We start from the raw sequence: 23,417 nt of genomic DNA, 5'->3' as shown, positions 1-23,417 counted from the left end.
GTGGTCCCCGGCCGACTTAGGATCCGCTCATGTGGCTCGGTGTGCTCGGCCCGGTCGAGGTGCACCGTGAGCAGGCTTCGCCGCCGGTCGCGCTCGGGACGCGCAAGCACCGTGTCCTGCTCGCGGCGCTCGCGCTCGGGGTCGGGAACGTGCAGAGCGTGGACACGCTCGTCGACTACCTGTGGGGGGACCGTCCGCCGGACGGTGCCCTCGGCACGCTGCAGTCGTACGTCTCGGGGCTGCGCCGCGCGCTCGGCACGGCCACCGGTCCCGGCGAGGGAGCACCCCTGCGCACGGCCAACGGGGGCTACGTGCTGGATGCGCCCAGCGTGCAGGTGGACGCCGCGACCACGACGGCGCTGCTCCAGCGGGCCCACCGGGCGCTCGGTCCGCTGGCCCGCGACGCGATCCCCGGGTCCGGGGTGGTCCCCGACGACGTGCTCGAGCGCATCGGCCAGGACCTCGAGGCCGCGGTCGCGTCCTGGCGCGGACGTGCGTACGACGACCTGGGAGACCACCCTCAGGCGGTCGCCGAACGGGCCCGGCTCGACGAGCTCCGCCTGGTCGGGCTGGAAGACCTCGCGGTCGTCCGGCTCGCCCGTGGGGAGCACGCGACGGTCGCCGCCGAGCTCGAGGCACTGACCAGCCAGCACCCGCTGCGCGAGCGACTCTGGACGCTGCGGGCGGTCGCGCTCGCGCGTACCGGACGCCAGGCCGACGCCCTCGAGGTCGTGAGCCTGCTCGCCCGCACGCTCGACGAGGAGCTCGGCCTCCAGCCGACGGCGCTGGTGCGCGACACCCAGACCGCGATCCTGCGCCAGGACCCGCTGCTCACCTGGTCGGAGCAAGGACTGACGCGCAGCGGCGTGGCGGTCGGCGAAGCGACGGCACCCGCCGTACCGGTGGCCTCCGTGACGGCACCCGCCGTACCGATGGCGCCCGCCGGACCGACGGCGCCCGCCGGACCCGCCGAGCCCACCGCCGGGGGCATGCGGCCGGACGCCGGCACACCACGGCTCCCGGCGTGGCCGATGGTCGGCCGGGACCACGAGGTCGCCGTGCTGCGCTCGCGGCTCGACGCGGCGGACGCGGGCGTCCCTCAGTTCGCGGTGGTCACCGGCGAACCCGGGATCGGCAAGTCCCGGCTCGTGGCCGAGTTGATGGCCACCGCCCGCGGTCGCGGTGCCCGGGTGCTCGTGGGCCGCTGCTCGTCGGACGCCGGCGCCCCGCCCCTGTGGCCGTGGCAGGCGGTGCTCGACGGGCTGGGCAGCACGGTCCCGGTCGCCGACCGCGAGCGCGACCCCGACCCCGACAGCGGGCGGTTCGCGGCGTGGGACCACATCTGCCGCGAGATCCTGACGGCGGCAGCGGACCGGACGATCGTCGTCGCCCTCGACGACCTGCAGTGGGCCGACCCGTCCTCGCTGCGCGTGCTCCGCCACCTCGCCGCGCTGGCCGAGCACGGACGTCTCCTGCTCCTCGTCACCCTGCGCTCGCACCCCGAGCCCGCCGGTCAGGTCGCCGAGACCCTGGAGGCGCTGGCACGTCGCCACGCAGCGACGCTGCGTCTGCACGGCCTCTCGGTCCCCGACACCGGCGCGGTGCTCAACGCACTCGGCGACCGCCCCGTCTCCGTCCGCGCCGCAGAGGCGATGCGCGACCGTACGGACGGCAACCCGTTCTTCGTGGTGGAGTACGCGCGGCTGCTCCAGAGCGAGGGCGCTGTGGACGCGGAACCGCCGACCGCGGTCGCCGACGTCGTCCGCCGACGCCTGGACGCGGTCGGGGAGCCGACGCTGGAGGTGCTGCGGTACGCCGCGGTCGTCGGGCGGCGCTTCGACCTGACCACCGTCACGGCGTGCACGGGTCAGTCCGACCTCGCCGTGCTCGACCGGCTGGAGCAGGCGACGGCCGCGGGGCTGCTGCGCGACGAGGGCGACGACCGGTTCCGGTTCTCCCACGCCCTGGTGCGCGACGCCGTCTACGGCGCGCTGTCACCCTCGCGACGCCAGCGCATGCACGCCCGGATCGCCGAGACCTTGAGCGCCGACCGGCGTGCGTCCGCACAGATCGCACAGGTCGCCCGGCACTGGGCGGAGGCCGGCTCGGCGCACGCCGCGCAGGCGTGGACCGCCGCGTACCGTGCGGCGTTGGCAGCCCAGCGGCTGCACGGGCACGAGGAGGCAGCCGACCTCCTCGACCTTGCGCTCACGCGGATCGACCTCGATCCGGATGCCACGCCGGCGGACCGCTACGAGCTGCTGCTCGCCCTCGCCGACGCCGAACGCTGGGCCGCACGCTGGGACGCGCTGACCGACGCGGTCGTGGAGGCGATCGGGGTGGCCGAGGAGATCGGAGACCCCGCTCTGCTCGCTCGGGCAGCCGTCGCCACCACCCGCGGCGCGTTGTGGCAGACACGCTCGTTCGGGGCGACCAACGACGCCCTCGTGGCCGCCCTGCGCCGGTCCCTCGAGACGCTCCCGCCGGAGGACTCCGCCCTGCGCAGCACGGTCCTCATCAGCCTCGCGAACGAGACCTACTACACCGCGACCGAGGACGAGCGCCAGCAGCTGGTTGCCGACGGACTCGCGATGGCGCGGAGGCTCGGCGACGACGCGCTGCTGATGGAGTCGTACGCGGCTGCCTTCCTGGCCGTCTGGCACCCGTGGACCGCACGGCAGCGTCGCGAGCTCGCGGACGAGGTGGTCGCGATCGCCCGGGCGCGGGGAGACGCCCGCGGCGAGGCGATGGGGCTCGCTCACCGGGCGACCGCGCTGAGCGAGCTCGGTCAGGTGACGGCGATGGAGACCGACCTGGCGCAGGGCCGTCGACTCGCCGAGGAGCTCCAGCTCGCCTACCCGCGCTGGTACCTCGACTGCATGCGGCTCCCGTGGCTCGCGATGCGTGGCAGCCTCGACGAGGCTCGGGGATGCCTGGACGGGCTCGTGGCCGCAGCGGATGCAGTGGCGGTGCCCCACCGCGACGACGCCATCGCGGCCCTGGGGCTGGTCATCGGGATCTGGAGCAGGGAGAGCGGCCCCGGGGAGTTCTCGGTGGAGGCGCTGGCCGAGTTCGTGCGGGACGCCGAGGTCCCCATCCGGATGACGATCGTCGGCTTCCTCGTCCGACTCGATCGCCTCGACGAGGCCCGGGAGCTCTTTCCCGCCGCCGTTGCGGACGCCGACGACGAGTCCTGGTTCGCGCCGCTGGTGTGGGGGTTCGCCGCCGAGGCGGCGCTCGCCCTCGACGAGCCCGAGCTGGCTGCGCTCGTCTACCGACGACTGCAGGGCCTCGCGGGAGGGGTCCTCAGCGGAGGGTCGACGATCGCGATGGGACCCGTGGACGCCTTCCTGGCACTGGCCGCGGCGGCGACGGGCGAGCACGCCCGCGCGCGCGGTCACGCGGAGGACGCCCTGGAACTGATCCGGGACTGGGACCTCCCGCTGGTCGAGGAGTGGCTCCTCGCCCAGCGGGACGCCCACGGCTTCTGAGGACGGTCAGATCCGCACCGGCACCGCCGGGCGGTCGTCGGCAGACCCCAGCGGGCGATCCGAGCCGCCGTCGTTGCGTCCGTCGCGGTCGAGCCACGACGGCAGCCACCAGTTCCACCGCCCGAGCATCGTCATGGTCGCGGGGACCAGCACGAGGCGGACGAGCGTGGCGTCGAGCGCCACCGCCGCGGCCATCCCGACGCCGAGCATCTTGACCGTGACGGCCGACTCGGTGGCGAACCCGAGGAAGACCGCCACCATGATCGCCGCGGCAGCCGAGATCACCCGTGCGCTCGACGCGAGCCCGGCGGCGACCGAGCCGCGTGCGTCACCGGTCGCCAGCCAGGCCTCGCGGACGCGGGAGAGCAGGAAGACCTCGTAGTCCATCGACAGGCCGAACAGGACCGCGAACATCAGGATCGGCACCCAGCTCGAGACCGGCACCGCGTGGTCCATCCCGAGCAGCGACGACCCCCAGCCGTGCTGGAAGACCAGCGTCACCACTCCGTACGCCGCAGCGATCGACAGCAGGTTCATCGCCGCGGCCTTCACCGGGACGACCAGTGACCGGAACATCACCGCCAGCAGCAGCATGGAGACACCGACGACGAACGCGACCACGAGCCACAGCCGCTCGGCGAGCATCGACGAGATGTCGCTCAGGACGGCGGTGCTGCCGGTGACGTCGACGAAGGCCGGCAGCACGTCGTCGCGCAGCGAGGCGATCAGGTCGGCGGTGCGCTCGTCGGTCGGGCCGAACGCCGGCTGTGCCTCGAACAGCGCGATCGCTCCGTCGGGTGAGGACACGACCGGGCCCACCTCGACGATCCGGGCGTCCTCGGCGACCGCGGCGCGGGTCTGCTCCACGCCGTCGGGGCCGAGCGTCTCGAGGTCGGCGACGATGGTGAGCGTGCCGTTCGCACCGGGCCCCATCTCGGCGGCCACCACGTCGTAGGCCTGGCGGGTCGTGAAGCTGCTCGGGTCGGCGCTCGCGTCCTGCGGGAACGTGCGCATCCCGAGGGCCGGGGCGGCCAGGGCGAGCAGCACGATCAGGGCCGCCAGCGCCCAGGGCAGCGGTCGAGCACCGACACGTGCCGCCCAGCGCGCGGTGAACGACGGCCGGGAGGGGTCGACGAGCTCGGGGCCGCCGCGGCGGATGCGGCGCGCGAGCACGCGTGGGCCGGCCAGACCGCACAGCGCCGGCACCAGGGTGAGTGCCGCCGCCATCACGGCGACGACGGTGATCCCGGTCGCCAGACCGAACGCCGAGTACGTCGGCAGGCCGGCGAGCCCGAGCCCCATCAGCGAGACCAGCACGGTGATGCCCGCGAACACGACGGATCGCCCGGCGGTCCTGTTCGCGTAGCCCGCGGCCTCGACGCGCGGCTCACCGACGCTCGTGCGCTCGGCGAACCGGGTGACGAGCAGCAGTGCGTAGTCGATCCCCACGCCCAGGCCGACCATCGTCGCCACCGTCGGTGCCGTGGTGCTGACGTCGCGGGTCGCTGCGAGCAGCGTGACCCCGGCCGTGCCGAGCGCCAGCCCGCCGACGGCGACCGCGATCGGGAGCCCGGCGGCGACGACGGAGCCGAACGTGAGGATCAGCAGGACCAGCGCGACCCCGACGCCGATCAGCTCCCCGCGTCCGCTCATCTCCATCGCCGAGGAGGGCACCTCACCGGCGAAGTCGACCTCGACCCCGTCCAGCGCGGCGGCATCGACGGCCTGCTCGAGCGGTTCGAGCGCACCCATCACGTCCGGGTGCGTGACCGGCACGTCGTAGCGGACCGCGAGCAGCGCGGTGTCGCCGTCGTCGGAGACCCGGGCGGGTGACACGTCGACGACGTGGTCGACGTCGCCGAGCTGGTCGGCGAGGTGCGTGAGGTCGCCGGCGGCGAGCCGGTCACCGTCGGGGTCGTGGACGGCGACGAGAGCGCTCGCCCCACCCGAGCTGGGCAGGTGCTCCCGGATCGTGTCGAGACCGCGCTGCGCCTCGGCGCCGGGCACGTCCCAGTCGTCCTGGAAGGTCCCGCCGGCGGCAGCGGCGAGAGCGAGGGCGGCGGCGAGGGCGACCACCCACGCGGTGATCGTGCGCCAGGGGTGGGCGGCGGTCGCCCGCCCGAGGCGGTCCAGCAGGGAGGACATCGGTTGCTCCTTCTCGTGAGTGAGATCAGGAGCGTCCCTCGGGCGCCTTGAGATTCGGTTGGGAACCGCTTGGGGTGCCGGTCCCGGGCGCCGCCACCACTGGAGGGTCGGCGGCGGCGCCCGGGACCGGGTCAGCCGGCGATCAGCGTGCGGACCCGGCGCCGGAGGCCGAGCCCGCAGGAGCGCCGGGGTCGGGTCGACCCGGTCGGGGTGCGCCACACGGTCGGCACCGAGGCGCCGGTGCGTCGGCGGGTGGTGCGTGCGTGTCGTGCGTGCGCCTGGACCACGGCCGGGTGGTCGCGGTGCTGCTCCAGCAGCGCGGCGGTCCCGGGGAGCGCGTCCCCCGCGGCGGACCACGCACTCCGGACGGCCTCGGAGACCGTCGCCTCGCGCTCGAGGGCGAGGTCGAGCTGGGCGTCGACGGTCCGCTGCCACTGTGCGTACGCCGCGAGCAGCAGGTCGTCGAGAGAGTCGAAGGCGTCGGCGCGTGCACGGCGGACGGCAGCGGCCGTGGCGGCCGGGTCCTGCGCGGCATCGGTGACGGCGCGCAGGGCGCGCTGGCGCTGGGTGGTGCGCTCCCAGGCGGAGCGATCGATCGTCGAGGTGGTCATCGGTCTTCCTCTCGTACCGGGGCCTCGAACGGAGCGACAAACAGTGCGCCAGTGACCTACTAAGTGTCGGTCACATACACACTGTATGTCATATGCTGGGAGTATGTCACGCCTCCCGAGCCGACGCGAGCAGTACTCCGAGGAGACCCGTGAGGCGTTGCTCACGACGGCGGCCGCGCTGTTCGCGCAGCGCGGCTTCACCAAGACCGCCCTGTCGGCGGTGGCCTCGGAGGCCCAGGTCACGCGGGGTGCGGTCTACCACCACTTCAAGGACAAGCAGGACCTCTACCGCGCCGTCCTGGAGCGGACCGAGGCGGCCGGGATGGAGTCGATCCGCGAGGCCTTCCTGGCGCACGAGGACCCGGCGACCGGCGCGTTCGCCGCGATGAGCGCGTTCCTCGACCACGCCTGCGACTCCGACTACGCCGAGATCGTGCTCCGCCAGGGCCCGATCGCGTTGGGGTGGGAGGACTGGAAGGCCTGCGAGGAGGAGTACGCCGCCGGGCTGATCCGCGAGATCGTGACCGCCCTGGTGTCGGCGGGACGGATGGCACCGTTGCCGATCGACACGACCGCGTCGATCGCGTTCAGCCTGCTCGGCGGCTGCGCCATGACGATCGCGGCAGCCGATCCGGGTGAGCGCGGCCGTGTCCGCGAGGAGGCCGGCGAGGTGCTCGGACGGCTCGTGAGCGGCCTGCTCGTGTGAGCTGATTCCCAGCGGCGGTGGTGTGGGAACTGGCTCACGGCCGGGCGGTGGTGCGGGCCCGATCGTGGGGTGGCGCTGAGACCAGGTCTCACGTCGACGCGTCCACGGGCCCGATCGCACGGTCCCGACCGTGATTGGCCGACCGGAGAATTTCGCTCGCCGCATCGCCGAATCGTCAGATTCTGTCGGAGTGCCACCGGAATCCCGGAGAAACAGCCGGTGGCAGTCATAAGCAAGCGCTTAGTAAGTCGAGGCTTACCAGTGATCCGGCACCTGTGTTGTGCTCTTGATCACTTTGTAACCCAGTCGTTAACGTCCCGATTTCAACAGGCGGTGCTCCTCCGGATGCGGAGCGCTCTCGGGCCGCTCGATCCGAAAGGAGAACGGGATGTTCACACGTCTCGCGACCAGACTCGCGGCGTTGCTCGCCGTCGTCGCCCTGCCCCTCGTCGGGGTGTCGTCGGCCGGTGCCGTCGAGAACGGTCCGGCCCCGAACGGGTCCAACATTCTCGGGAGCGGCCCGTACAGCGTCCGCACCGACGGTGTCTCGGGCTGGTTCGTCAGCGGCTTCGGCGGCGGCGACATCTACCGCCCCTCCACCGGCAGCAACTTCGGCGCCGTGGTCTTCTCTCCCGGCTTCACCGCGACCGCGTCGATGTACAGCGGCCTGGCCCGGCGCGTCGCCTCGCACGGGTTCGTGGTGCTCGTGATCGACACCAACACGACCCTCGACCAGCCTGACAGCCGCGGTCGGCAGATCCTCGCGGGTGTCGACTACCTGACCCGCAGCTGGTCCGGCCGGTCCCAGATCGACACGTCCCGGGTCGCCGTGGCCGGTCACTCGATGGGCGGCGGAGGCACGCTCTACGCCGCAGAGAACGGCGGATCGAACGTGAAGGCGGCCGTCGCCCTGCAGCCCTGGCACACCGACAAGACCTGGTACGGCGTGGACGTCCCGACGATGATCATCGGGGCGCAGTCCGACACGATCGCCCCGGTCAGCTCCCACTCCGAGCGCTTCTACGCCACGCTGAGCGGCGCCCCGGAGAAGGCGTACGCAGAGCTCCGGCTCGAGGACCACCTGGCCGCGAACACCGATCCCGACGACCAGGGTGCGCTGATGGTCAGTTGGCTGAAGCGCTACCTCGACGGCGACACCCGCTACTCGTCGGTGCTCTGCCCGCTGCCGTCGACGGTCTCGTCGCAGCTCTCGGAGTACCGCGACACCTGCCCCGCCTGATCCCTCCCGGCGCGGCATGAGTTGAGGGCCGGGCGCGATGGTCGAAGCATCGCGCCCGGCCCTTCTCCATTCTCCGACCGGGCTCGTCGGGGGCGCGCGAGCGGGGGTCGCGTGGATTTCCCCAATGCTCCCCGTCGACTGGTCCGCACCCCGTAGCCTGACCTCGTACAGCCGTTCGAGCGTGCGAGAGGTGGGGGATGGCGACGCCGGAGCCGTTGGACGCTCGACTGCGCGATCAGGACGCGCTCGACGAGATCGAGATGACCAGCGCCCTGATGATCGCGGCGTCGGAGTCCTGCGAGCGTCTCAGTCAGCGTCGCGTCGACGAGATCCTCGGCATAGCCCCGGAGGGTCGCGACTAGGCGGGACGACGTCGGCCGGCGTGCTCGCGTGATGTGGGTCACGCGGACGTTCGACCGGACTGCGCACGGCCATGGACCAGCCCGTACCATTGTCCCGGCCCCTGCCCCACCCGACGGGAGTTTGTCGTGCGGTTGCGAATTCGACCGACGGAAACAGCGTTCTACGACCTGTTCACCCAGCTGGCCCAGCACCTCGTCGAGGGGGCGGACCTGCTGGCCAAGATGCTCGACGAGTCCGTCGACCGCGACGACGTCGCCGCACAGCTGCGTGAGGTCGAGCACAACGCGGACGAGACGACGCACGCGATCATCAACCGCGTCAACCAGACCTTCGTGACGCCGTTCGACCGCGAGGACATCTACAAGCTCGCGAGCAGCCTCGACGACGTCATGGACTTCATCGAGGAGGCCGGCGACCTCGTCGTGCTGTACGAGCTCGATGCGCTGCCCGGCCGGATGGCGTCGATGGTCGAGGTGATCCAGCGCGGTTGCGAGCTGACCGCCGAGGCGATGCCGCGGCTGCGGACGATGACCGACCTGTCGGAGTACTGGATCGAGATCAACCGCCTGGAGAACCAGGGCGACCGGGACTACCGGCGGATCCTGGCCAAGCTCTTCAGCGGCGAGTACAAGGCGCTCGAGGTGCTGAAGCTGAAGGACGTCGTCGACTCGCTGGAGAGCGCCGTCGACGCACTCGAGTCCGTGGCGAACACGGTCGAGCAGATCGCGGTCAAGGAGTCCTGAGGGTGGAGCTCACCCTGCTGATGGTGATCCTCGTGGTCAGCGTTGCGCTGATCTTCGACTACACCAACGGTTTCCACGACGCGGCCAACGCGATCGCGACGTCGGTCTCGACGCGCGCGCTGACGCCGCGGATCGCGCTGCTGATGGCCGCGATCATGAACTTCATCGGTGCCTTCCTCGGGACCGAGGTTGCCGACACCGTCGGAAGCATCATCGCCGAGGGAGTCGAGGGCGAGGGCAACCACGGGCTGACCGTCGTGTTCGCGGCGCTCGTCGGCGCGATCGTCTGGAACCTGATCACGTGGTACTTCGGTCTTCCCTCGTCGTCCTCCCACGCACTGATCGGAGGCCTCGTCGGCGCCGGTGTCGCGTCCGCGAGCACGGTCGCGTGGGCCACGGTGGTCGACAAGGTCGCGATCCCGATGGTCGTCTCCCCGGTGGTCGGGTTCACGGGAGCCTTCCTGCTGATGACGGGGATCCTCTGGGCGTTCCGCCGCAGCAACCCGCACAAGACCTCCCGGCACTTCCGCCTCGCGCAGACGGTCTCGGCGGCCGCGATGGCACTGGGCCACGGTCTGCAGGACGCGCAGAAGACGATGGGTGTCATGTTTCTGGCCCTGCTCGCCGGCGGCTACGTCGCCGCCGACGACGGGATCCCGTTCTGGGTCAAGGTCTCCGCCGCGGCCGCGATCTCGCTCGGCACCTACTCCGGCGGCTGGCGGATCATGCGGACGCTCGGACGCCGGATCATCCACCTCGATCCGCCGCGCGGGTTCGCGGCGGAGACGACCGCCGCGAGCGTCCTCTACGTCATGGCGATGGGATTCGGGGCGCCCGTCTCGACGACCCACACGATCACCTCGTCGATCATGGGAGCCGGCGCGACGAAGCGGTTCAGCGCCGTCCGCTGGGGCGTGGCTCGTGGCATCGTGACGGCGTGGATCGTCACCATCCCCGCCGCCGCCCTGGTCGCGGCACTGACCTACTACCTCGTGGCCTGGTTCCTGCCCTGAGTCCGGTGCGCCGATGAGGCGCGTCGCGTTCTGGGCGATCGCGTACTTCGCGCTCAATGCCGCGATCCCGTTCTTCGCGGTCTACACGCTGCTGTTCGCCGACGCCGGGCTGTCGGACGCGCAGATCACCTCGCTGCTCGCGTTCTGGTCGGTGACCGCGTTCGTGGTCGAGGTGCCGTCGGGGACCTGGGCCGACCTGGTGGACCGCCGGCTGCTCCTGTTCGGGGCCGGCCTGCTGCTCGCCGCCACGTTCGCCTCCTGGATCCTGGTGCCGACGTACGCGGGGTTCGCGTTCGGCTTCGTCCTGTGGGGCCTGTCCGGGGCCATGATGTCGGGCACCTTCGAGGCGCTGCTGTACGACGAGCTGTCCGCGCACGGTCGCGCGGAGCGTTACGCCGGGCTGATGGGGACCGCGACCACGGTGCAGATCCTCGCGATGCTGGCCGCGATCGCGCTGGCGGCCCCGCTGATGTCCCTCGGCGGCTACACGTTGGTGGCGTGGGTCAGCGTCGCGGTGGCGCTCGTCCACGCGGCCTGCGCTCTCGCGCTGCCGAAGGCGGCACCGACCACTCCCACCACGCCGACGGAGGACGCGGAGGTGGCCTCGACGGTGTGGTCGCGCTACGTCCGCACGATGCGGGCGGGGTTCGTCGAGTCGACCCGCGTGCGGGCCGTGCGCCGGCTGGTGCTGCTCAGCGCGTTCCTCTGGTCGGTGAGCCTCGTCGAGGAGTACTTCCCGCTGATCGGACGCGACCAGGGTGCTCCGGCCGCGCAGATCCCGCTGCTCATCACCTTGACGGTGGCCTTCCAGGCAGTCGGTACGGCGTTCACCGGACGGGCCGCGCTCCTGCGGGGCCGGTGGCTGGCGTGGCTGCTCCTGCTCGCTGCCGCGCTGTTCGTCGCCGGGCTGACCGACCCGCTCTCGGTCGCGGACAGCGTGGCCGGGAGGGTCGCGCTGTTCACCGTCCTGGGGCTGGCGTTCGGGATCGCGACGATGATCACGCTCGTCGTCGACGCCCGCCTCCAGGACGCGGTCACCGGTCGGGCACGCGCGACGGTCACGTCGTTCGCCGGGCTGAGCTCCGAGGCCGTGACGCTCGGCGTCTTCGGGCTGATCGCTGCCGGCACCTACGTGACGACCCTCGCGGCCACGCTCTCGGTGCTCGCGCTGCTGCTCGTCGTGCTCGCATGGTTCGTCGGACGGTGGACCGACCTGCCTCCGACGGCGAAGGCCCCCACCCCCTGACGGGGTGAGGGCCCTCGTACGGACGTGGCTGTCGCTCAGCCGAAGCGGCCGGTGATGTACGCCTCGGTGGACGGGTTGTCCGGGTTGGAGAAGATCTTCGTCGTGTCGCCGGACTCGACCAGCTCCCCGGGCTCGCCGACACCCGCGAGGTTGAAGAACGCGGTCTCGTCGGAGACTCGGGCGGCCTGCTGCATGTTGTGCGTGACGATCACGATCGTGTAGTCGGACTTCAGCTCGCCGATCAGGTCCTCGATCGCACTGGTGGAGATCGGGTCGAGAGCCGAGCAGGGCTCGTCCATCAGCAGGACCGCGGGCTCGACCGCGATCGCACGCGCGATGCAGAGGCGCTGCTGCTGCCCGCCGGAGAGGCTCGCCCCGGGACGCCCGAGGCGGTCCTTGACCTCCTCGAAGAGGTTGGCGCCGCGCAGCGCCTTCTCCGCGAGCTCGTCGGCGTCGTCCTTGCGGAGCCGACCGCCGTTGAGACGGACCCCGGCGAGGACGTTGTCCTTGATCGACATGGTCGGGAACGGGTTCGGGCGCTGGAAGACCATCCCGATCTCGCGCCGCACCAGGACCGGGTCGACCCCGGTGTCGTACAGGTCGCGGCCGTCGACACGGATGGTGCCTTCGACCCGGGCTCCCGGCGTCACCTCGTGCATGCGGTTGAGGGTGCGCAGGAAGGTCGACTTGCCGCAGCCCGACGGGCCGATGATCGCGGTCACCGACTGGCCCGGGATCGACAGGGTGATGTCCCGCACCGCGTGGCTGTCGCCGTAGAAGATGTTGAGACCTTCGACGTCGATGCCCGACCCGCGGTGGCGGGGCGAGGTCTGCGGCGTCTGCGTGGCTGCGGTCATGGCGGGGGAGGATTCACGGGTCACGGATCGCATGCTCATCGCTTGTCCTTCGGAGAGAAGTAGTAGGTCACGAGTCGGGCGGCGAGGTTGAGGATCATCACGATCAGCATCAGCACGAGCGCCGCACCCCAGGCCCGGTCGATCGACGGGCCGGGCGGGAAGCCCGGGGAGCTGATCGAGGTGTAGGCGAAGACCGGCAACGTCGCCATCCGCCCGTCGAACAGGTTGAAGTTGGTCGAGTCGGTGATGCCGACGGTGACCAGCAGCGGCGCGGTCTCGCCGATCACGCGGGCCACCGCGAGGGTCACACCGGTGACCAGGCCGGCCATCGCGGTCGGGAGCACCACCTTGAGCACGGTGCGCCACCGCGGCACACCCAGCGCGTACGAGGCCTCGCGCAGCTCGTGCGGGACGAGCTGGAGCATCTCCTCGGCCGAGCGGACCACGACCGGGATCATCAGCACCGACAGGGCGACGGCGCCGGCGATGCCCATCCGGACACCGGGTCCGAAGAACACCGCGAACAGTGCGTAGGCGAACAGGCCGGCGACGATCGAGGGGATGCCGGTCATCACGTCGACCAGGAACCGGATCGTGCGCGCCGTCCGACCGTCGCCGCCGAACTCGACGAGGTAGATCGCGGTGAGGATGCCCAGCGGCACCGAGATGACCGCCGTGGCGGCGGTGATGAGCACCGTGCCCCAGATGGCGTGGTAGATGCCGCCGCCCTCACCGACGACGTTGCGCATGGAGTAGGTGAAGAACTCCGGGCTGAGCACCGGGAAGCCGTTCTTCGCGACGGTCCAGATGATCGAGAGCAGGGGGATCATCGCCAGCACGAAGGCCGACGAGACCGTGACCGTGATGAACCGGTCGAGCGCCTTGCGGCGACCCTCCACGATCCAGGACGCGGCCGGCAGCCCGATCCCGACGATGCACCAGCCGACGATCACCGACGGCAGGAGCGACAGCCCGAGTCCGGCGTGCAGCGCGGAGGTCACGACGACCGCCAGCGCCAGCGCGTACCAGCCCGTGCGCGGCCACAGCTGTCGCCGGTGCCAGTCCGGCCCGAGCGGGTCGGACGGCGATCCGGTGGGGACCTCAGGGGTGGTCTGGATGGTCATCAGCGGCCCTCCGCGAAGTCCTTGCGGCGGTTCACGATCGCCCGGGCGGCGATGTTCACGGCCAGCGTGATGACGAAGAGCACGAGGCCGGAGGCGATCAGGACGTTGATCGTCAGGCCCGAGTTCTCCTTGAACTGCAGGGCGATGTTCGCCGGGATCGTGCTCGGGTTCGTCGAGCTGATCAGGTTGAAGGTGACCACGCCGCTCGCCGAGAGGACCATCGCGACGGCCATCGTCTCGCCGAGCGCGCGGCCGAGCCCGAGCATCGAGCCGCCGATGATGCCCGAGCGGGCGTGCGGCAGGACGACCGTGCGGATCATCTCCCAGCGGGTGGCGCCGAGCGCGAGCGCGGCCTCCTCCAGGAGCACCGGCGTCTGCTTGAACACCTCGCGAGCGATCGCGGTGATGATCGGCAGGATCATCACCGCGAGCACGATCGCGGCGGTGAGGATCGTACGGCCGGTCGCCGACGGGGGCCCTGCGAAGAACGGCAGGAAGCTCAGGTTCTGGTACAGCCACTCGTAGGGGCTGACGAGCAGGCCGGCGAGGACTGCGATGCCCCAGAGTCCGAACACGACGGACGGGACCGCGGCGAGCAGGTCGACCAGGTAGCCGAAGAACACGCCGAGCGAGCGGGGCGTGTAGTAGGTGATGAACAGCGCGACGCCGATCGCGAGCGGCACCGCCATGACGAGCGCCAGGGCGGAGCTCCACAGCGTGCCGAAGACCAGCGGGGCGACCCAGGCCAGGAACGACTCGCCGCTCTTGACCTCGTCGGGTGAGGCGGTGATGCCGGGCCAGCCCTCGATGCTGAGGAAGATCACGACCCCGGCGAGGATCGCCAGGATGCTGTACGCAGCAGTACGCGACAGCCCGGTGAAGATGCGATCACCGAGCCGCCGCTTCGCTGGAGTGGTGAGAGTGGTCAAGCCGGGAGTCCTCTCGATTCCAGTGGGAGTGTTGCCGTGGGCGGGGCTCCCCTCACCCCCGATCGGGGGGCCCCGCCCACGAGCCTGGGTGGTGCTACTTGGTCGAGATCTGGTCGACGATGTCCTGGATCTGCGAGGCCATGTCGCCGGTGATCGGCGCGGAGCCGGCCGACTCGGCCGAGGCCTGCTGGCCCTCCTCGCTGATCACGTAGGTCAGCCAGCCCTTGACCAGGTCGACGGTCTCCTGGTCGTCGTACTGCAGGCACGCGATCTGGTAGGACACCAGGACGTTCGGGTAGACACCGGACTCGCTGGTGCCGTGGTCGATGTCGAGCGCGATGTCGGTGTCGCCGCGCCCCTCGACGCGGCTCGAGGCCTCGAGGATGCTCGCAGCGGCCTCCGGCGTCGGCCCGACGTACTCCTCGCCGACCTTCAGCATCGCGACACCGAGGTCGCCGGCCTGGCTGGCGTCGGCGTACCCGATCGTGCCCTCGCCGCCCTGGACGGCAGCCACGACACCCGACGTGCCGTCAGCGGCCTCGCCGCCCTCGATCGGCCAGGTCTCGACGACACCGCCGGACCAGCTGCCGCCCGAGGTGGCATCGAGGTAGGTGGTGAAGTTCTCGGTGGTGCCCGAGTCGTCGGCACGGTGCACCGGGACGATCCGGCTGTCCGGAAGGTCGACGTCCGGGTTGTCCTCGGCGATCGCCGGGTCGTTCCACTTCGTGATGGTGCCCTCGAAGATCGCGCCGGTGGCCTCGGGCGACAGCTGGAGCGTGTCGACGCCCGGGAGGTTGTAGATCACGGCGATCGGGCTGACATAGGTCGGGACCTCGACCACGTCGGAGCCGCAGCGCTCAGCCGCTGCCGTCAGCTCCTCGTCGTCCATGTAGGCGTCCGAGCCGGCGAAGGCGGTGCCGCCGGCGATGAACTGCTCACGTCCCGAGCCCGACCCGACCGGGTCGTAGTTGACGGTGACGTCGGGGTTCGCGGTCTGGAAGCCCTGCTTCCACGCGTCGACGGCCGCCTCCTGCGAGCTGGCGCCGGCGCCGTTCAGGGTGCCGGAGAGGGCCCCGTCGGACTCGCTGTCGGTGGCGTCGGCCTCGTTGCCCGCTCCGCAGGCGGAGAGCGCGAGGACGGCGGACACGGCGAGCGCCGCGGGGGCGGCGATGCGCAGCTTGGTGCGGTTCACAGTCGTTTCTTCTCTCTCGATGTCACTTCGGTTGCGTTGTCGTGGGCGACGTTAGGTACGAGAAGTGAAGCGGCAGCCCGCTGAAGGTGAACCAGAGGTGAACGCTGGCTGTCCGTTCGGCGCAGATCGTCGGGTCGGCGTGCGCTCCGTCACGCCGCGGGGCATGCGCCCGCGACTTGTCGGGTTTCCCACCGCTTCGGCGCCGCCGAACGGTGGGGAACCCGTCGAATCGGGCGCGGGCGTGGGTCAGCGGGGTTCGTGGCGCTCGACGGCGTGGACGGTGCCCTTGCGGTGGTGGATGACGAGCGCGCCGGCCGGCGGGAGCGGGTCGGCCTCGAGGCCGAGCGTCGCCAGCATCGCCGGGAGGACCGGACGGTGACCGCAGACCGCAGCGGGCTTCTTGTGCCCGACCAGCTCGGCCATCGCCTCCGAGACCGGGCGCTGCTTCGTGGGGCCTCCCTCGTCCGGCTCGTCGAGGCGGTGGTCGAGGGTGAGGGGCCGGTGGGCCGACTCGGCGTACGGCGTGAGCGTCTGCAGGCAGCGCACGGCACCGCTCGTACGCACGTGGTGGACCGCGTAGGCGTCCAGCAGCGGCCGCAGGTGGTGCGCCTGGGTGTGTCCCGAGGCCGTCAGAGGACGCGCGAGCGGCTCCTTGCGCCAGGCCGAGCGGGACCGTGCGCGTGCGTGCCGGGCGACGACGAGGGTGCGGGACCGCAGCGCCCCGGCCGCCAGCCGCTCGGAGAACGCGTCGAGCACGGCACGGTCGCTGTCGTACGACAACCGCCCGTACGCCTTGCGCAGCCCGACCCAGCGGACCTGGTCGATCTCCTTGTTCGGTACGTACGCGTCCGCGTCGCCGCGAACCGGGCGCGCGGCCCAGTACGAGACCCGCTTCAGCCGGCCACGGGTGTACTCGTACTCGAGGTCCATCAGCGGGACGCCGAGCCGCGCGCGGACCCCGGTCTCCTCCTCGACCTCGCGCACCGCGGCGACGGGCACCGCCTCGCCCTTCTCGACGGTGCCCTTCGGGATCGTCCAGTCCTGACGCTGGGTGCGGTGCACGACGAGCAGCTCGACGTCGTCGCGGTCGTCGCCGCGGGCGCGCCAGACCACCGCGCCGGCCGAGATCCGGACGCCGGGTGTGCTCACAGCGCTCCGATCGCCGCTCGGTCCTGCGCCTCCGCCCGCGCTCGTGCCCGCCGCGCGCGGGTCCGAGCGATCGACCACTCCTGCAGATCGCGCCGCGGGCTGTCTCCGTGCCGGTCGCGGACCCAGGTGCCGTCCGGCCCGAGGTCCCAGGCCGAGGTCTCCGGCGACATCGCGACGTCGAGCATCTGGGCCACCTCCGTCACGTGCTCGGCCCGCGCGAGCCGGACCAGCACCTCCACCCGGCGATCGAGGTTGCGGTGCATCAGGTCGGCGGAGCCGATCCACACCTGCGGGTCGCCCCCGGCCTCGAACCAGTAGACCCGGCTGTGCTCGAGATAGCGGCCGAGGACGCTGCGGACGACGACGTTCTCGCTCATGCCCGGCACACCGGGACGCAGCGCGCAGATCCCGCGGACGAGGAGCTCGACCGGCACACCGGCCCGCGACGCGCGATAGAGCGCGTCGATGATCGCCTCGTCGACGATCGAGTTCACCTTGAACCGGATCCCGGCCGGCCGGCCGGCCCGGTGGTGCTCGATCTCGGCGTCGATCCGCTCCACGATCCCGGGTCGCAGCCGGGCCGGGGCGACCAGGAGCTCGCGGTAGGACTCGCGCCGGGAGTAGCCGGAGAGGTTGTTGAAGAGGTCGGTGAGGTCGTCGGCGATCCGAGGGTCGGAGGTGAGCAGTCCGAGGTCCTCGTACATCCTCGCGGTCTTGGGGTTGTAGTTGCCGGTGCCGACGTGGGCGTAGCGGCGCAGGCCGTCCGGCTCGTCACGCACGACCAGGCACAGCTTGCAGTGCGTCTTCAGCCCCAGCAGCCCGTACACGACGTGACACCCGGCACGCTCCAGCTTGCGGGCCCAGCGGATGTTGGCCTGCTCGTCGAAGCGGGCCTTGATCTCGACCAGCACCAGCACCTGCTTGCCTGCCCGGGCGGCGTCGATCAGCGAGTCGACGATCGGCGAGTCGCCGGAGGTGCGGTAGAGCGTCTGCTTGATCGCCAGGACGTTCGGGTCGGCGGCCGCCTGCTCGACGAAGCGCTGCACGCTGGTCGCGAACGAGTCGTACGGATGGTGCAGGAGCACGTCGCGCTCGCGCAGCGCCGTGAACATGTCGGCCGGGCTGGACGACTCGACCTCGGCGAGGTCCGGATGGGTCGCCGGGACGAACGGGTCGTAGGAGAGCTCGGGGCGATCGAGGTCCGCGATCTGGAACAGGCTCGCCATGTCCAGCGGAGACGGCAGCCGGAACACCTCGGCGTGGGAGATGTCGAGCTCGGAGACGAGCAGGTCGAGCACGTGGTCGGCCATGTCCTCGGCGACCTCGAGCCGCACGGGCGGGCCGAACTTGCGGCGCAGCAGCTCCTTCTCCAACGCCTGCAGGAGGTTCTCGGCGTCGTCCTCCTCCACCTCGAGGTCCTCGTTGCGGGTGACACGGAAGAAGTGGTGGGCCTCGATCTCCATCCCGGGGAAGAGCGCGGACAGGTGGGCGGCGATCACCTCCTCCAGCGGCACGAACCGCTGCGGCCCGACCGTGACCCAGCGCTCGAAGATCGGCGGCACCTTGACCCGGGCGAAGTGCGACTTGGACGTCGCCGGGTTGCGCATCACGACGGCGAGGTTGAGCGACAGCCCCGAGATGTACGGGAAGGGATGCGCGGGATCGACCGCCAACGGGGTGAGGACGGGGAACACGCGCTCCGTGAACAGCTCCGAGGCCCGGGCGCGCTCGCCCTCGTCGAGGTCGGACCAGTGCAGCAGCTCGATCTCGTGCTCGGCGAGCCGGCCCGTCAGCTCACCGAAGAGCGCGCTCTGGCGGAGCATGAGCGTGCGGGCGGAGTCGAGCGAGTCCGACCAGACCTCCCGCGGGCTGATGCCACTGGGTCGCCGGGAGGCCAGGCCGGCAGTGATGCGTCGCTTCAGACCGGCGATGCGGACCATGAAGAACTCGTCGAGGTTGCTGGAGAAGATCGCGCAGAACCGGACCCGCTCGAGCAGCGGCACCGATGCGTCCTCGGCCAGCTCGAGCACACGCTGGTTGAACGCCAGCCAGCTCAGCTCCCGGTCGGTGAAGCGGTCGTCCGGGAGGTCGTCGAACCGCGGGTCGAACGGCGGGTCGACGTCGAAGGAGTCCGGCGAGGTCGGAACGTCCTCGGACAGCACCGCGGTCGGCTGCGCACCGTGTTCTTCGGCCATGTCGGCATCGTCGCACGTAATCGTGAACGAGAGGTGTCCAGCCGGATCGCCCGCCGGATCGCCCGCCGGATCGCCCGATCGGGCCACGGCGGCGGCGGGATCCGCTACGGTGCCGCGCATGAGCGAGACCCCCGATCGCCTCAGCAACGCCCGATCGCGCGCCCTGCGGGGCCTGTTCCGGCTCCCGCCCGGTGCCCTCGCCCGGATGGCCGGCCCACCGGTCGTACGCGACGGGCGCACGCTGGAGCCGGAGATGAAGCTCCTGCTGCGTCTGATGGAGATCGACGCCCCGCCGGTGGAGTCCCTCCCGGTGCCGGCAGGGCGGCGGGCGATCGTGGCGGGCAGCCGGGAGGTGGGCGGAATCCAGCCGATCGGAGCCGTCTGGGACCGCGTGATCGACGGTCCTGGCGGCCATCTGGGGGTGCGCTGCTACGTCCCGCGCGGGTTGCGCGAGCGCGGCCCCGCCCTGGTCTTCTTCCACGGTGGCGGATTCGTGTACGGCGGGCTCGACTCGCACGACGCGGTGTGCCGGTTCCTGGCCGAGCAGGCCGGCGTCCGGGTCGTCGCGGTCGACTACCGGCTCGCGCCGGAGCACCCGTACCCCGCGGCGGTCGAGGACTGCATCGCCGGCTACCAGTGGGTGCTCGCCAACGCCGAGGGGCTGGGGGTCGACCGCGCACGCGTCGCGGTCGGCGGCGACTCCGCCGGGGGCAACCTGGCGACGGTGGTCGCCCAGCACGCGGTGGCGACGCGTGGCCTGCGCGTCCCCGCGTACCAGCTCCTGATCTACCCCGTCGTCGACCTCGCCGAGGAGCGGGCGTCACGTGCGACCTTCGGCCGCGGCTACTTCCTGACCGGCGACTTCATGGACCTCGCCAAGGCCTCGTACGTCCCGGAGGGCGCGGACCTCGGCGACCCGCGACTCTCTCCGCTGCACGGCAAGCTCGAGGGGCTGCCGCCCGCGTACGTCGTGACCGCCGGGTTCGACCCGCTCCGCGACGAGGGTGACGAGTACGCAGCCGCGCTGGCCGGCGCCGGCGTGCCGGTCGAGCACGTGTGCGAGGACGGGCTGATCCACTCCTTCGCGAACATGGTGGGCCTCGGGCGCGCCGCACCGGCCGCGATGCGCCGCACGGCCCGCGCGCTGCGTCGCGCGCTGCACGGCGCCTGACCGGCCGACCGCCGGCGTCAGCGGGCGTACAGCACGTCACGGGCGGTCTCGGAGAAACCGAGCCCGTAGTACGTCGCGAGGGCAGGCGTGTTGTCGCCCTCGACGTAGAGGTCGATCCGCCCGAGGCCCAGCCCGACCAGGTGGTGCAGACCGCGCAGCGTGAGGGCCTTCCCGAGCCCGCCGCCCTGGGCCCCAGGGTCGACCCCGACGACGTAGACCTCGCCGACCCCACGGCCGTCGGCCGTGTGCGCGTCAGGATCGACCTTCGTCCAGTGGAACCCGACGACACGCCCGTCGCGCTCCGCGACGAACAGCCCGGCGGGGTCGAACCACTCCTGCGCCATCCGAGCCGCCAGGTCGGCGGAGTCCATCGCGCCCTGCTCCGCGTGGTCGGCGAACGCGCGTGCGTTCACCGCGATCAGCTCGTCGCGGTCGGTCTCGCGCCAGGTGCGCAGCGTCGTGCCCTCCAGCGGTTGCTCGGGCGGGAGAGGCTCGTCCGCGTCGCGACTCAGCACGAGCAGCGTCCGGGCCGCGTGCAGGCCGACGGCCGACGCGATCGCGCGAGCGGGGTCGAGATCGCCGTGCGCCCAGAACGCGTCCTCGCCGGCATCGAGCAGGTCACGCACGAGCGCCGTCCCGACGCCGGCCCCGCGCCGGTCGGGCCGTACGCAGAGCTCGACGGGTGCGTCGCCGGGCGCGTACGCCAGCGCGTGCGGTGTCCCGGAGTTGTCGTCCGCGAGCAGCCGGTCGACCCGGGGCTCCTCACCGGCGGCGATCGCGATCCGGCTCGCCTCGTTGAGCGGCGCGACGCCATCGGCGTCGGCGACGGCGTCGGCGAGCGCCAGGCGCGGATCGGTGGTGCTCATCGCTGCGGCCTCCCGGTCTTCTCGAGCAGGATCCGGACCTGGTGCGCCGCCTCGGCCGCGATCGCGCGGGCGAGGTCGATGCCGTCCTCCGCGTCGGCGGGCCGCTCCTCGACGAGCACCTGCACCTTCCCCGCGGCGTAGAGGTCCGGTGCCGACACCCGTTGGGCCCGAGCCATCTCCGCGGCGTGGTCCGCATCGCCGTGCACGATCGCGGACGCGCCCTCGGGCGGCAGCGGGGACAGCCAGGAGGACTGTGCAGCGACCACGACGTCGGCCGGGAACAGGGCGAGCGCCCCGCCGCCGCAGCCCTCGCCCAGGAGCACGGAGACGGTCGGCACGGTCATCGTCGACATCGACGCGATGCACCGCGCGATCTCGCCGGCGATCGCGCCCTCCTCGGCCTGCTTCGACAGCTCGGCGCCGGGCGTGTCGATGAACGACACGAGCGGCAGCCGGAGCTCGTTCGCGAGGCGCATGCCGCGACGCGCCTCGCGCAGCGCGCCGGGACCCATCGGCGCGGCCCGCTGCGCCTTGCGGTCCTGACCGATCACGACGCAGGGCTCGCCGTCGAGCCGCGTGAGCGCCACGATCATGGCGCTGTCGCGCTCGCCCTCGTCGGTGCCCTGCAGGCGGATCGTGTCCGCGCCACCGAGGCGCAGCACGTCGCGCACGCCGATGCGGGTCTCGGCCCGGGTGGTCTCGATCGCGGCCCAGGGCTCGAGCGCCGCGCCCACCGCCGGCTCGCGCCGGTCCAGCGCCGGCTGCTGCGGGCCGTCGAGCAGGACGCTGAGGACCCGCTCGACCAGGTCGGGCAGGTGCTCGGCAGCGACCACGGCGTCGATGATCCCGTGGTGCGCGAGGTTCTCGGCGACCTGCACTCCCTCGGGGAACGGGACGCCGTTGAGGACCTCGTACACCTTCGGTCCGAGGAACCCGACCAGGGCGCCGGGGTCGGCGACGGTGACGTGGCCGAGCGAGCCCCACGACGCGAACACGCCGCCCGTCGTCGGGTGCCCGAGATGGACGAGGTACGGGAGACCTTCCGCCTTGTGGTCCATGATCGCCTGCGAGATGTCGACCATGTGGACGAACGCCGGCGTCCCCTCCTGCATCCGGGTCCCGCCGGACGCGGTGGTGACGAGCACCGGGATCCGCTCGGCGGTGGCGCGTCGGACCGCGGAGGTGATCCGGCGCCCGGCGTCCTCACCGATCGACCCGGCCAGGAACCGGAACTCGCTCGCGACGACTGCGACCGGCCGACCCCGTACGGTCGCTCGGCCCGTGATCACCGACTCGTCGCGACCCGAGCGCTCGCGCGCCCGCTCGAGCTCGCGGCGGTACGCCTCGGGCCAGCGCGCGATGTCGATCGGGCTGTCCCAGGAGGTGAACGAGCCGGGGTCGAGGACGAGCTCGATCAGGTCGGAGGCAGTGTGGCGTCTGGTCATCGGGCTCCTTCACCGACGTCCGAGCGTCGCGTCACGGGGTGGGTCCGGCCACCCCGATCCAAGCACAGGCCTATCCCGGGGCAGCGGGCGCTGCTCCGGGACCGGTCTGCGACGACCTCAGCGGCGCAGGGCTGCGGCTCGTTCGCTCTCGTCGGTGGCCTCGGCCTCGGAGCGCGCGCCGGACTCGCTCGTCTCGCGGCGCCCGTCGCGGCTCTGCGCGACGAAGCGGTACCCGACGTTGCGGACGGTGCCGATCAGGGTCTCGTTGTCCGGCCCGAGCTTCGCGCGCAACCGGCGGACGTGCACGTCGACGGTGCGCGTACCGCCGAAGTAGTCGTAGCCCCAGACCTCCTGCAGCAGCTGCTGGCGGGTGAAGACCCGGCCCGGGTGCTGCGCGAGGAACTTGAGCAGCTCGAACTCCTTGAACGTGAGGTCGAGCGAGCGGCCGTCGAGCTTCGCGGTGTACGTGACGTCGTCGACGGTGAGGCCGCCGGACTTGATCACGTGGGCGTCGGGGGCGTTCCCCACCTCGGCCGAGACGCGTCCGATCGCCAGCCGCAGCCGGGCCTCGACCTCCGCCGGCCCGGCGGCGGTGAGGATCACGTCGTCCATGCCCCAGTCGGCGGCGACGACGGCGAGGCCGCCCTCCGTCACGATCAGCACGAGGGGCGCGTCGACCCCGGTGGTCTTGAGCAGGCGGGTCAGGCCGCGCGCCTGGGCCAGGTCGGTGCGGCCGTCGATCAGCACCGCATCGCACGACGGTGCGTCGAGCAGGGCGCTCGCCTCGGGCGGGAGGATCTTGACCTGGTGCGGGAGCAGCGCCAGAGCAGGCAGGACCTCGATCGAGGACTGCGTGCTCGGGGTCAGCAGGAGCAAGGTGGACATCAGGGAACCTTTCCTGGGTACAAAAAAAGCCCAGGGCTGTAACCCA

The 23,417-nt window shown here is 71.9% G+C and carries 19 protein-coding genes; 8 read left to right on the top strand and 11 right to left on the bottom strand.

What is annotated here, in order from left to right; all coding sequences use genetic code 11:
- Window positions 1-29: 29 nt before the first annotated feature.
- Window positions 30-3,491: an ATP-binding protein gene (locus CLV56_RS06840; protein ID WP_039340624.1), complete on the top strand. Its 3,462-nt coding sequence runs from the start codon at window positions 30-32 to the stop codon at window positions 3,489-3,491.
- Window positions 3,492-3,497: 6 nt separating this feature from the next.
- On the opposite strand, the gene CLV56_RS06835 is transcribed toward CLV56_RS06840, so the two are convergent.
- Window positions 3,498-5,636 carry an MMPL family transporter gene (locus CLV56_RS06835; RefSeq protein ID WP_039340627.1) on the bottom strand — a complete coding sequence of 713 codons (2,139 nt, stop codon included), beginning with the start codon at window positions 5,634-5,636 and terminating at the stop codon, window positions 3,498-3,500.
- A gap of 131 nt (window positions 5,637-5,767) precedes the next feature.
- Window positions 5,768-6,247, bottom strand: a complete 480-nt coding sequence (locus tag CLV56_RS06830) for a hypothetical protein (RefSeq protein ID WP_039340628.1) — start codon at window positions 6,245-6,247, stop codon at window positions 5,768-5,770.
- A gap of 103 nt (window positions 6,248-6,350) precedes the next feature.
- Here CLV56_RS06830 and CLV56_RS06825 point away from each other — a divergent pair, with 103 nt between their 5' ends.
- The 6 genes from CLV56_RS06825 to CLV56_RS06805 all read left to right on the top strand — a co-directional run bounded on the left by CLV56_RS06825 (window position 6,351) and on the right by CLV56_RS06805 (window position 11,558).
- Window positions 6,351-6,953: a TetR/AcrR family transcriptional regulator gene (locus tag CLV56_RS06825; protein WP_039340629.1), complete on the top strand. Its 603-nt coding sequence runs from the start codon at window positions 6,351-6,353 to the stop codon at window positions 6,951-6,953.
- A 388-nt stretch (window positions 6,954-7,341) separates the two neighbouring features.
- On the top strand, window positions 7,342-8,193 hold the full coding sequence (locus CLV56_RS06820; protein WP_100414584.1) for an alpha/beta hydrolase family protein: 852 nt from the start codon (window positions 7,342-7,344) through the stop codon (window positions 8,191-8,193).
- Window positions 8,194-8,390: 197 nt separating this feature from the next.
- Window positions 8,391-8,555 carry a hypothetical protein gene (locus CLV56_RS20835; protein ID WP_170224761.1) on the top strand — a complete coding sequence of 55 codons (165 nt, stop codon included), beginning with the start codon at window positions 8,391-8,393 and terminating at the stop codon, window positions 8,553-8,555.
- A gap of 126 nt (window positions 8,556-8,681) precedes the next feature.
- Window positions 8,682-9,299 carry a DUF47 domain-containing protein gene (locus CLV56_RS06815; protein WP_039340635.1) on the top strand — a complete coding sequence of 206 codons (618 nt, stop codon included), beginning with the start codon at window positions 8,682-8,684 and terminating at the stop codon, window positions 9,297-9,299.
- A 20-nt stretch (window positions 9,300-9,319) separates the two neighbouring features.
- Complete coding sequence (locus tag CLV56_RS06810) at window positions 9,320-10,312, top strand: inorganic phosphate transporter (protein ID WP_039340955.1); 993 nt, start codon at window positions 9,320-9,322, stop codon at window positions 10,310-10,312.
- Between the two features lie 13 nt (window positions 10,313-10,325).
- Entirely contained in the window at window positions 10,326-11,558 is a 1,233-nt protein-coding gene (locus CLV56_RS06805; RefSeq protein ID WP_039340638.1) for an MFS transporter, read from the top strand.
- Between the two features lie 35 nt (window positions 11,559-11,593).
- On the opposite strand, the gene pstB is transcribed toward CLV56_RS06805, so the two are convergent.
- The 6 genes from pstB to CLV56_RS06775 all read right to left on the bottom strand — a co-directional run bounded on the left by pstB (window position 11,594) and on the right by CLV56_RS06775 (window position 19,004).
- Window positions 11,594-12,415 carry a phosphate ABC transporter ATP-binding protein PstB gene (pstB, locus tag CLV56_RS06800; protein ID WP_100414583.1) on the bottom strand — a complete coding sequence of 274 codons (822 nt, stop codon included), beginning with the start codon at window positions 12,413-12,415 and terminating at the stop codon, window positions 11,594-11,596.
- A gap of 35 nt (window positions 12,416-12,450) precedes the next feature.
- Window positions 12,451-13,539, bottom strand: a complete 1,089-nt coding sequence (pstA, locus tag CLV56_RS06795) for a phosphate ABC transporter permease PstA (protein ID WP_039340641.1) — start codon at window positions 13,537-13,539, stop codon at window positions 12,451-12,453.
- Window positions 13,539-14,468 carry a phosphate ABC transporter permease subunit PstC gene (gene pstC / locus CLV56_RS06790; RefSeq protein ID WP_039340644.1) on the bottom strand — a complete coding sequence of 310 codons (930 nt, stop codon included), beginning with the start codon at window positions 14,466-14,468 and terminating at the stop codon, window positions 13,539-13,541. Before pstC ends, pstA begins: the two co-directional genes overlap by 1 nt.
- Window positions 14,469-14,562: 94 nt before the next feature.
- Complete coding sequence (gene pstS, locus CLV56_RS06785) at window positions 14,563-15,660, bottom strand: phosphate ABC transporter substrate-binding protein PstS (protein ID WP_039340647.1); 1,098 nt, start codon at window positions 15,658-15,660, stop codon at window positions 14,563-14,565.
- 246 nt (window positions 15,661-15,906) lie between these two features.
- Window positions 15,907-16,809 carry an NUDIX hydrolase gene (locus CLV56_RS06780; protein WP_170224760.1) on the bottom strand — a complete coding sequence of 301 codons (903 nt, stop codon included), beginning with the start codon at window positions 16,807-16,809 and terminating at the stop codon, window positions 15,907-15,909.
- Entirely contained in the window at window positions 16,806-19,004 is a 2,199-nt protein-coding gene (locus CLV56_RS06775) for an RNA degradosome polyphosphate kinase (protein WP_100414581.1), read from the bottom strand. Before CLV56_RS06775 ends, CLV56_RS06780 begins: the two co-directional genes overlap by 4 nt.
- A 118-nt stretch (window positions 19,005-19,122) precedes the next feature.
- Here CLV56_RS06775 and CLV56_RS06770 point away from each other — a divergent pair, with 118 nt between their 5' ends.
- A complete protein-coding gene (locus CLV56_RS06770) occupies window positions 19,123-20,175 on the top strand; it encodes an alpha/beta hydrolase (RefSeq protein WP_039340965.1) in 1,053 nt (350 codons plus the stop codon).
- Between the two features lie 17 nt (window positions 20,176-20,192).
- Here CLV56_RS06770 and mshD read toward each other — a convergent pair whose 3' ends face one another.
- The 3 genes from mshD to CLV56_RS06755 all read right to left on the bottom strand — a co-directional run bounded on the left by mshD (window position 20,193) and on the right by CLV56_RS06755 (window position 23,371).
- On the bottom strand, window positions 20,193-21,041 hold the full coding sequence (gene mshD, locus CLV56_RS06765) for a mycothiol synthase (protein ID WP_039340649.1): 849 nt from the start codon (window positions 21,039-21,041) through the stop codon (window positions 20,193-20,195).
- Window positions 21,038-22,486 carry a carboxyl transferase domain-containing protein gene (locus CLV56_RS06760; RefSeq protein WP_039340967.1) on the bottom strand — a complete coding sequence of 483 codons (1,449 nt, stop codon included), beginning with the start codon at window positions 22,484-22,486 and terminating at the stop codon, window positions 21,038-21,040. The genes mshD and CLV56_RS06760 overlap by 4 nt, the downstream gene beginning before the upstream one ends.
- A 117-nt stretch (window positions 22,487-22,603) precedes the next feature.
- A complete protein-coding gene (locus tag CLV56_RS06755) occupies window positions 22,604-23,371 on the bottom strand; it encodes a winged helix-turn-helix transcriptional regulator (RefSeq protein WP_039340652.1) in 768 nt (255 codons plus the stop codon).
- Between the last annotated feature and the right edge of the window lie 46 nt (window positions 23,372-23,417).

This window comes from Mumia flava (assembly GCF_002797495.1).
In the GTDB taxonomy this organism is placed as follows: domain Bacteria; phylum Actinomycetota; class Actinomycetes; order Propionibacteriales; family Nocardioidaceae; genus Mumia; species Mumia flava.
The sequence above is the reverse complement of the archived record's forward strand: the minus strand, read 5'-3'. Positions and strand labels throughout refer to the sequence as shown.

What these genes read in the sequence shown, in the direction of transcription:
- CLV56_RS06840 (WP_039340624.1), top strand. Translation starts at nt 30, where the DNA reads ATGTGGCTCGGTGTGCTCGGCCCGGTCGAGGTGCACCGTGAGCAGGCT.
- CLV56_RS06835 (WP_039340627.1), bottom strand. Translation starts at nt 5,636, where the DNA reads ATGTCCTCCCTGCTGGACCGCCTCGGGCGGGCGACCGCCGCCCACCCC.
- CLV56_RS06830 (WP_039340628.1), bottom strand. Translation starts at nt 6,247, where the DNA reads ATGACCACCTCGACGATCGATCGCTCCGCCTGGGAGCGCACCACCCAG.
- CLV56_RS06825 (WP_039340629.1), top strand. Translation starts at nt 6,351, where the DNA reads ATGTCACGCCTCCCGAGCCGACGCGAGCAGTACTCCGAGGAGACCCGT.
- CLV56_RS06820 (WP_100414584.1), top strand. Translation starts at nt 7,342, where the DNA reads ATGTTCACACGTCTCGCGACCAGACTCGCGGCGTTGCTCGCCGTCGTC.
- CLV56_RS20835 (WP_170224761.1), top strand. Translation starts at nt 8,391, where the DNA reads ATGGCGACGCCGGAGCCGTTGGACGCTCGACTGCGCGATCAGGACGCG.
- CLV56_RS06810 (WP_039340955.1), top strand. Translation starts at nt 9,320, where the DNA reads ATGGTGATCCTCGTGGTCAGCGTTGCGCTGATCTTCGACTACACCAAC.
- CLV56_RS06805 (WP_039340638.1), top strand. Translation starts at nt 10,326, where the DNA reads ATGAGGCGCGTCGCGTTCTGGGCGATCGCGTACTTCGCGCTCAATGCC.
- pstB (WP_100414583.1), bottom strand. Translation starts at nt 12,415, where the DNA reads ATGACCGCAGCCACGCAGACGCCGCAGACCTCGCCCCGCCACCGCGGG.
- pstA (WP_039340641.1), bottom strand. Translation starts at nt 13,539, where the DNA reads ATGACCATCCAGACCACCCCTGAGGTCCCCACCGGATCGCCGTCCGAC.
- CLV56_RS06775 (WP_100414581.1), bottom strand. Translation starts at nt 19,004, where the DNA reads ATGGCCGAAGAACACGGTGCGCAGCCGACCGCGGTGCTGTCCGAGGAC.
- CLV56_RS06770 (WP_039340965.1), top strand. Translation starts at nt 19,123, where the DNA reads ATGAGCGAGACCCCCGATCGCCTCAGCAACGCCCGATCGCGCGCCCTG.
- mshD (WP_039340649.1), bottom strand. Translation starts at nt 21,041, where the DNA reads ATGAGCACCACCGATCCGCGCCTGGCGCTCGCCGACGCCGTCGCCGAC.
- CLV56_RS06760 (WP_039340967.1), bottom strand. Translation starts at nt 22,486, where the DNA reads ATGACCAGACGCCACACTGCCTCCGACCTGATCGAGCTCGTCCTCGAC.
- CLV56_RS06755 (WP_039340652.1), bottom strand. Translation starts at nt 23,371, where the DNA reads ATGTCCACCTTGCTCCTGCTGACCCCGAGCACGCAGTCCTCGATCGAG.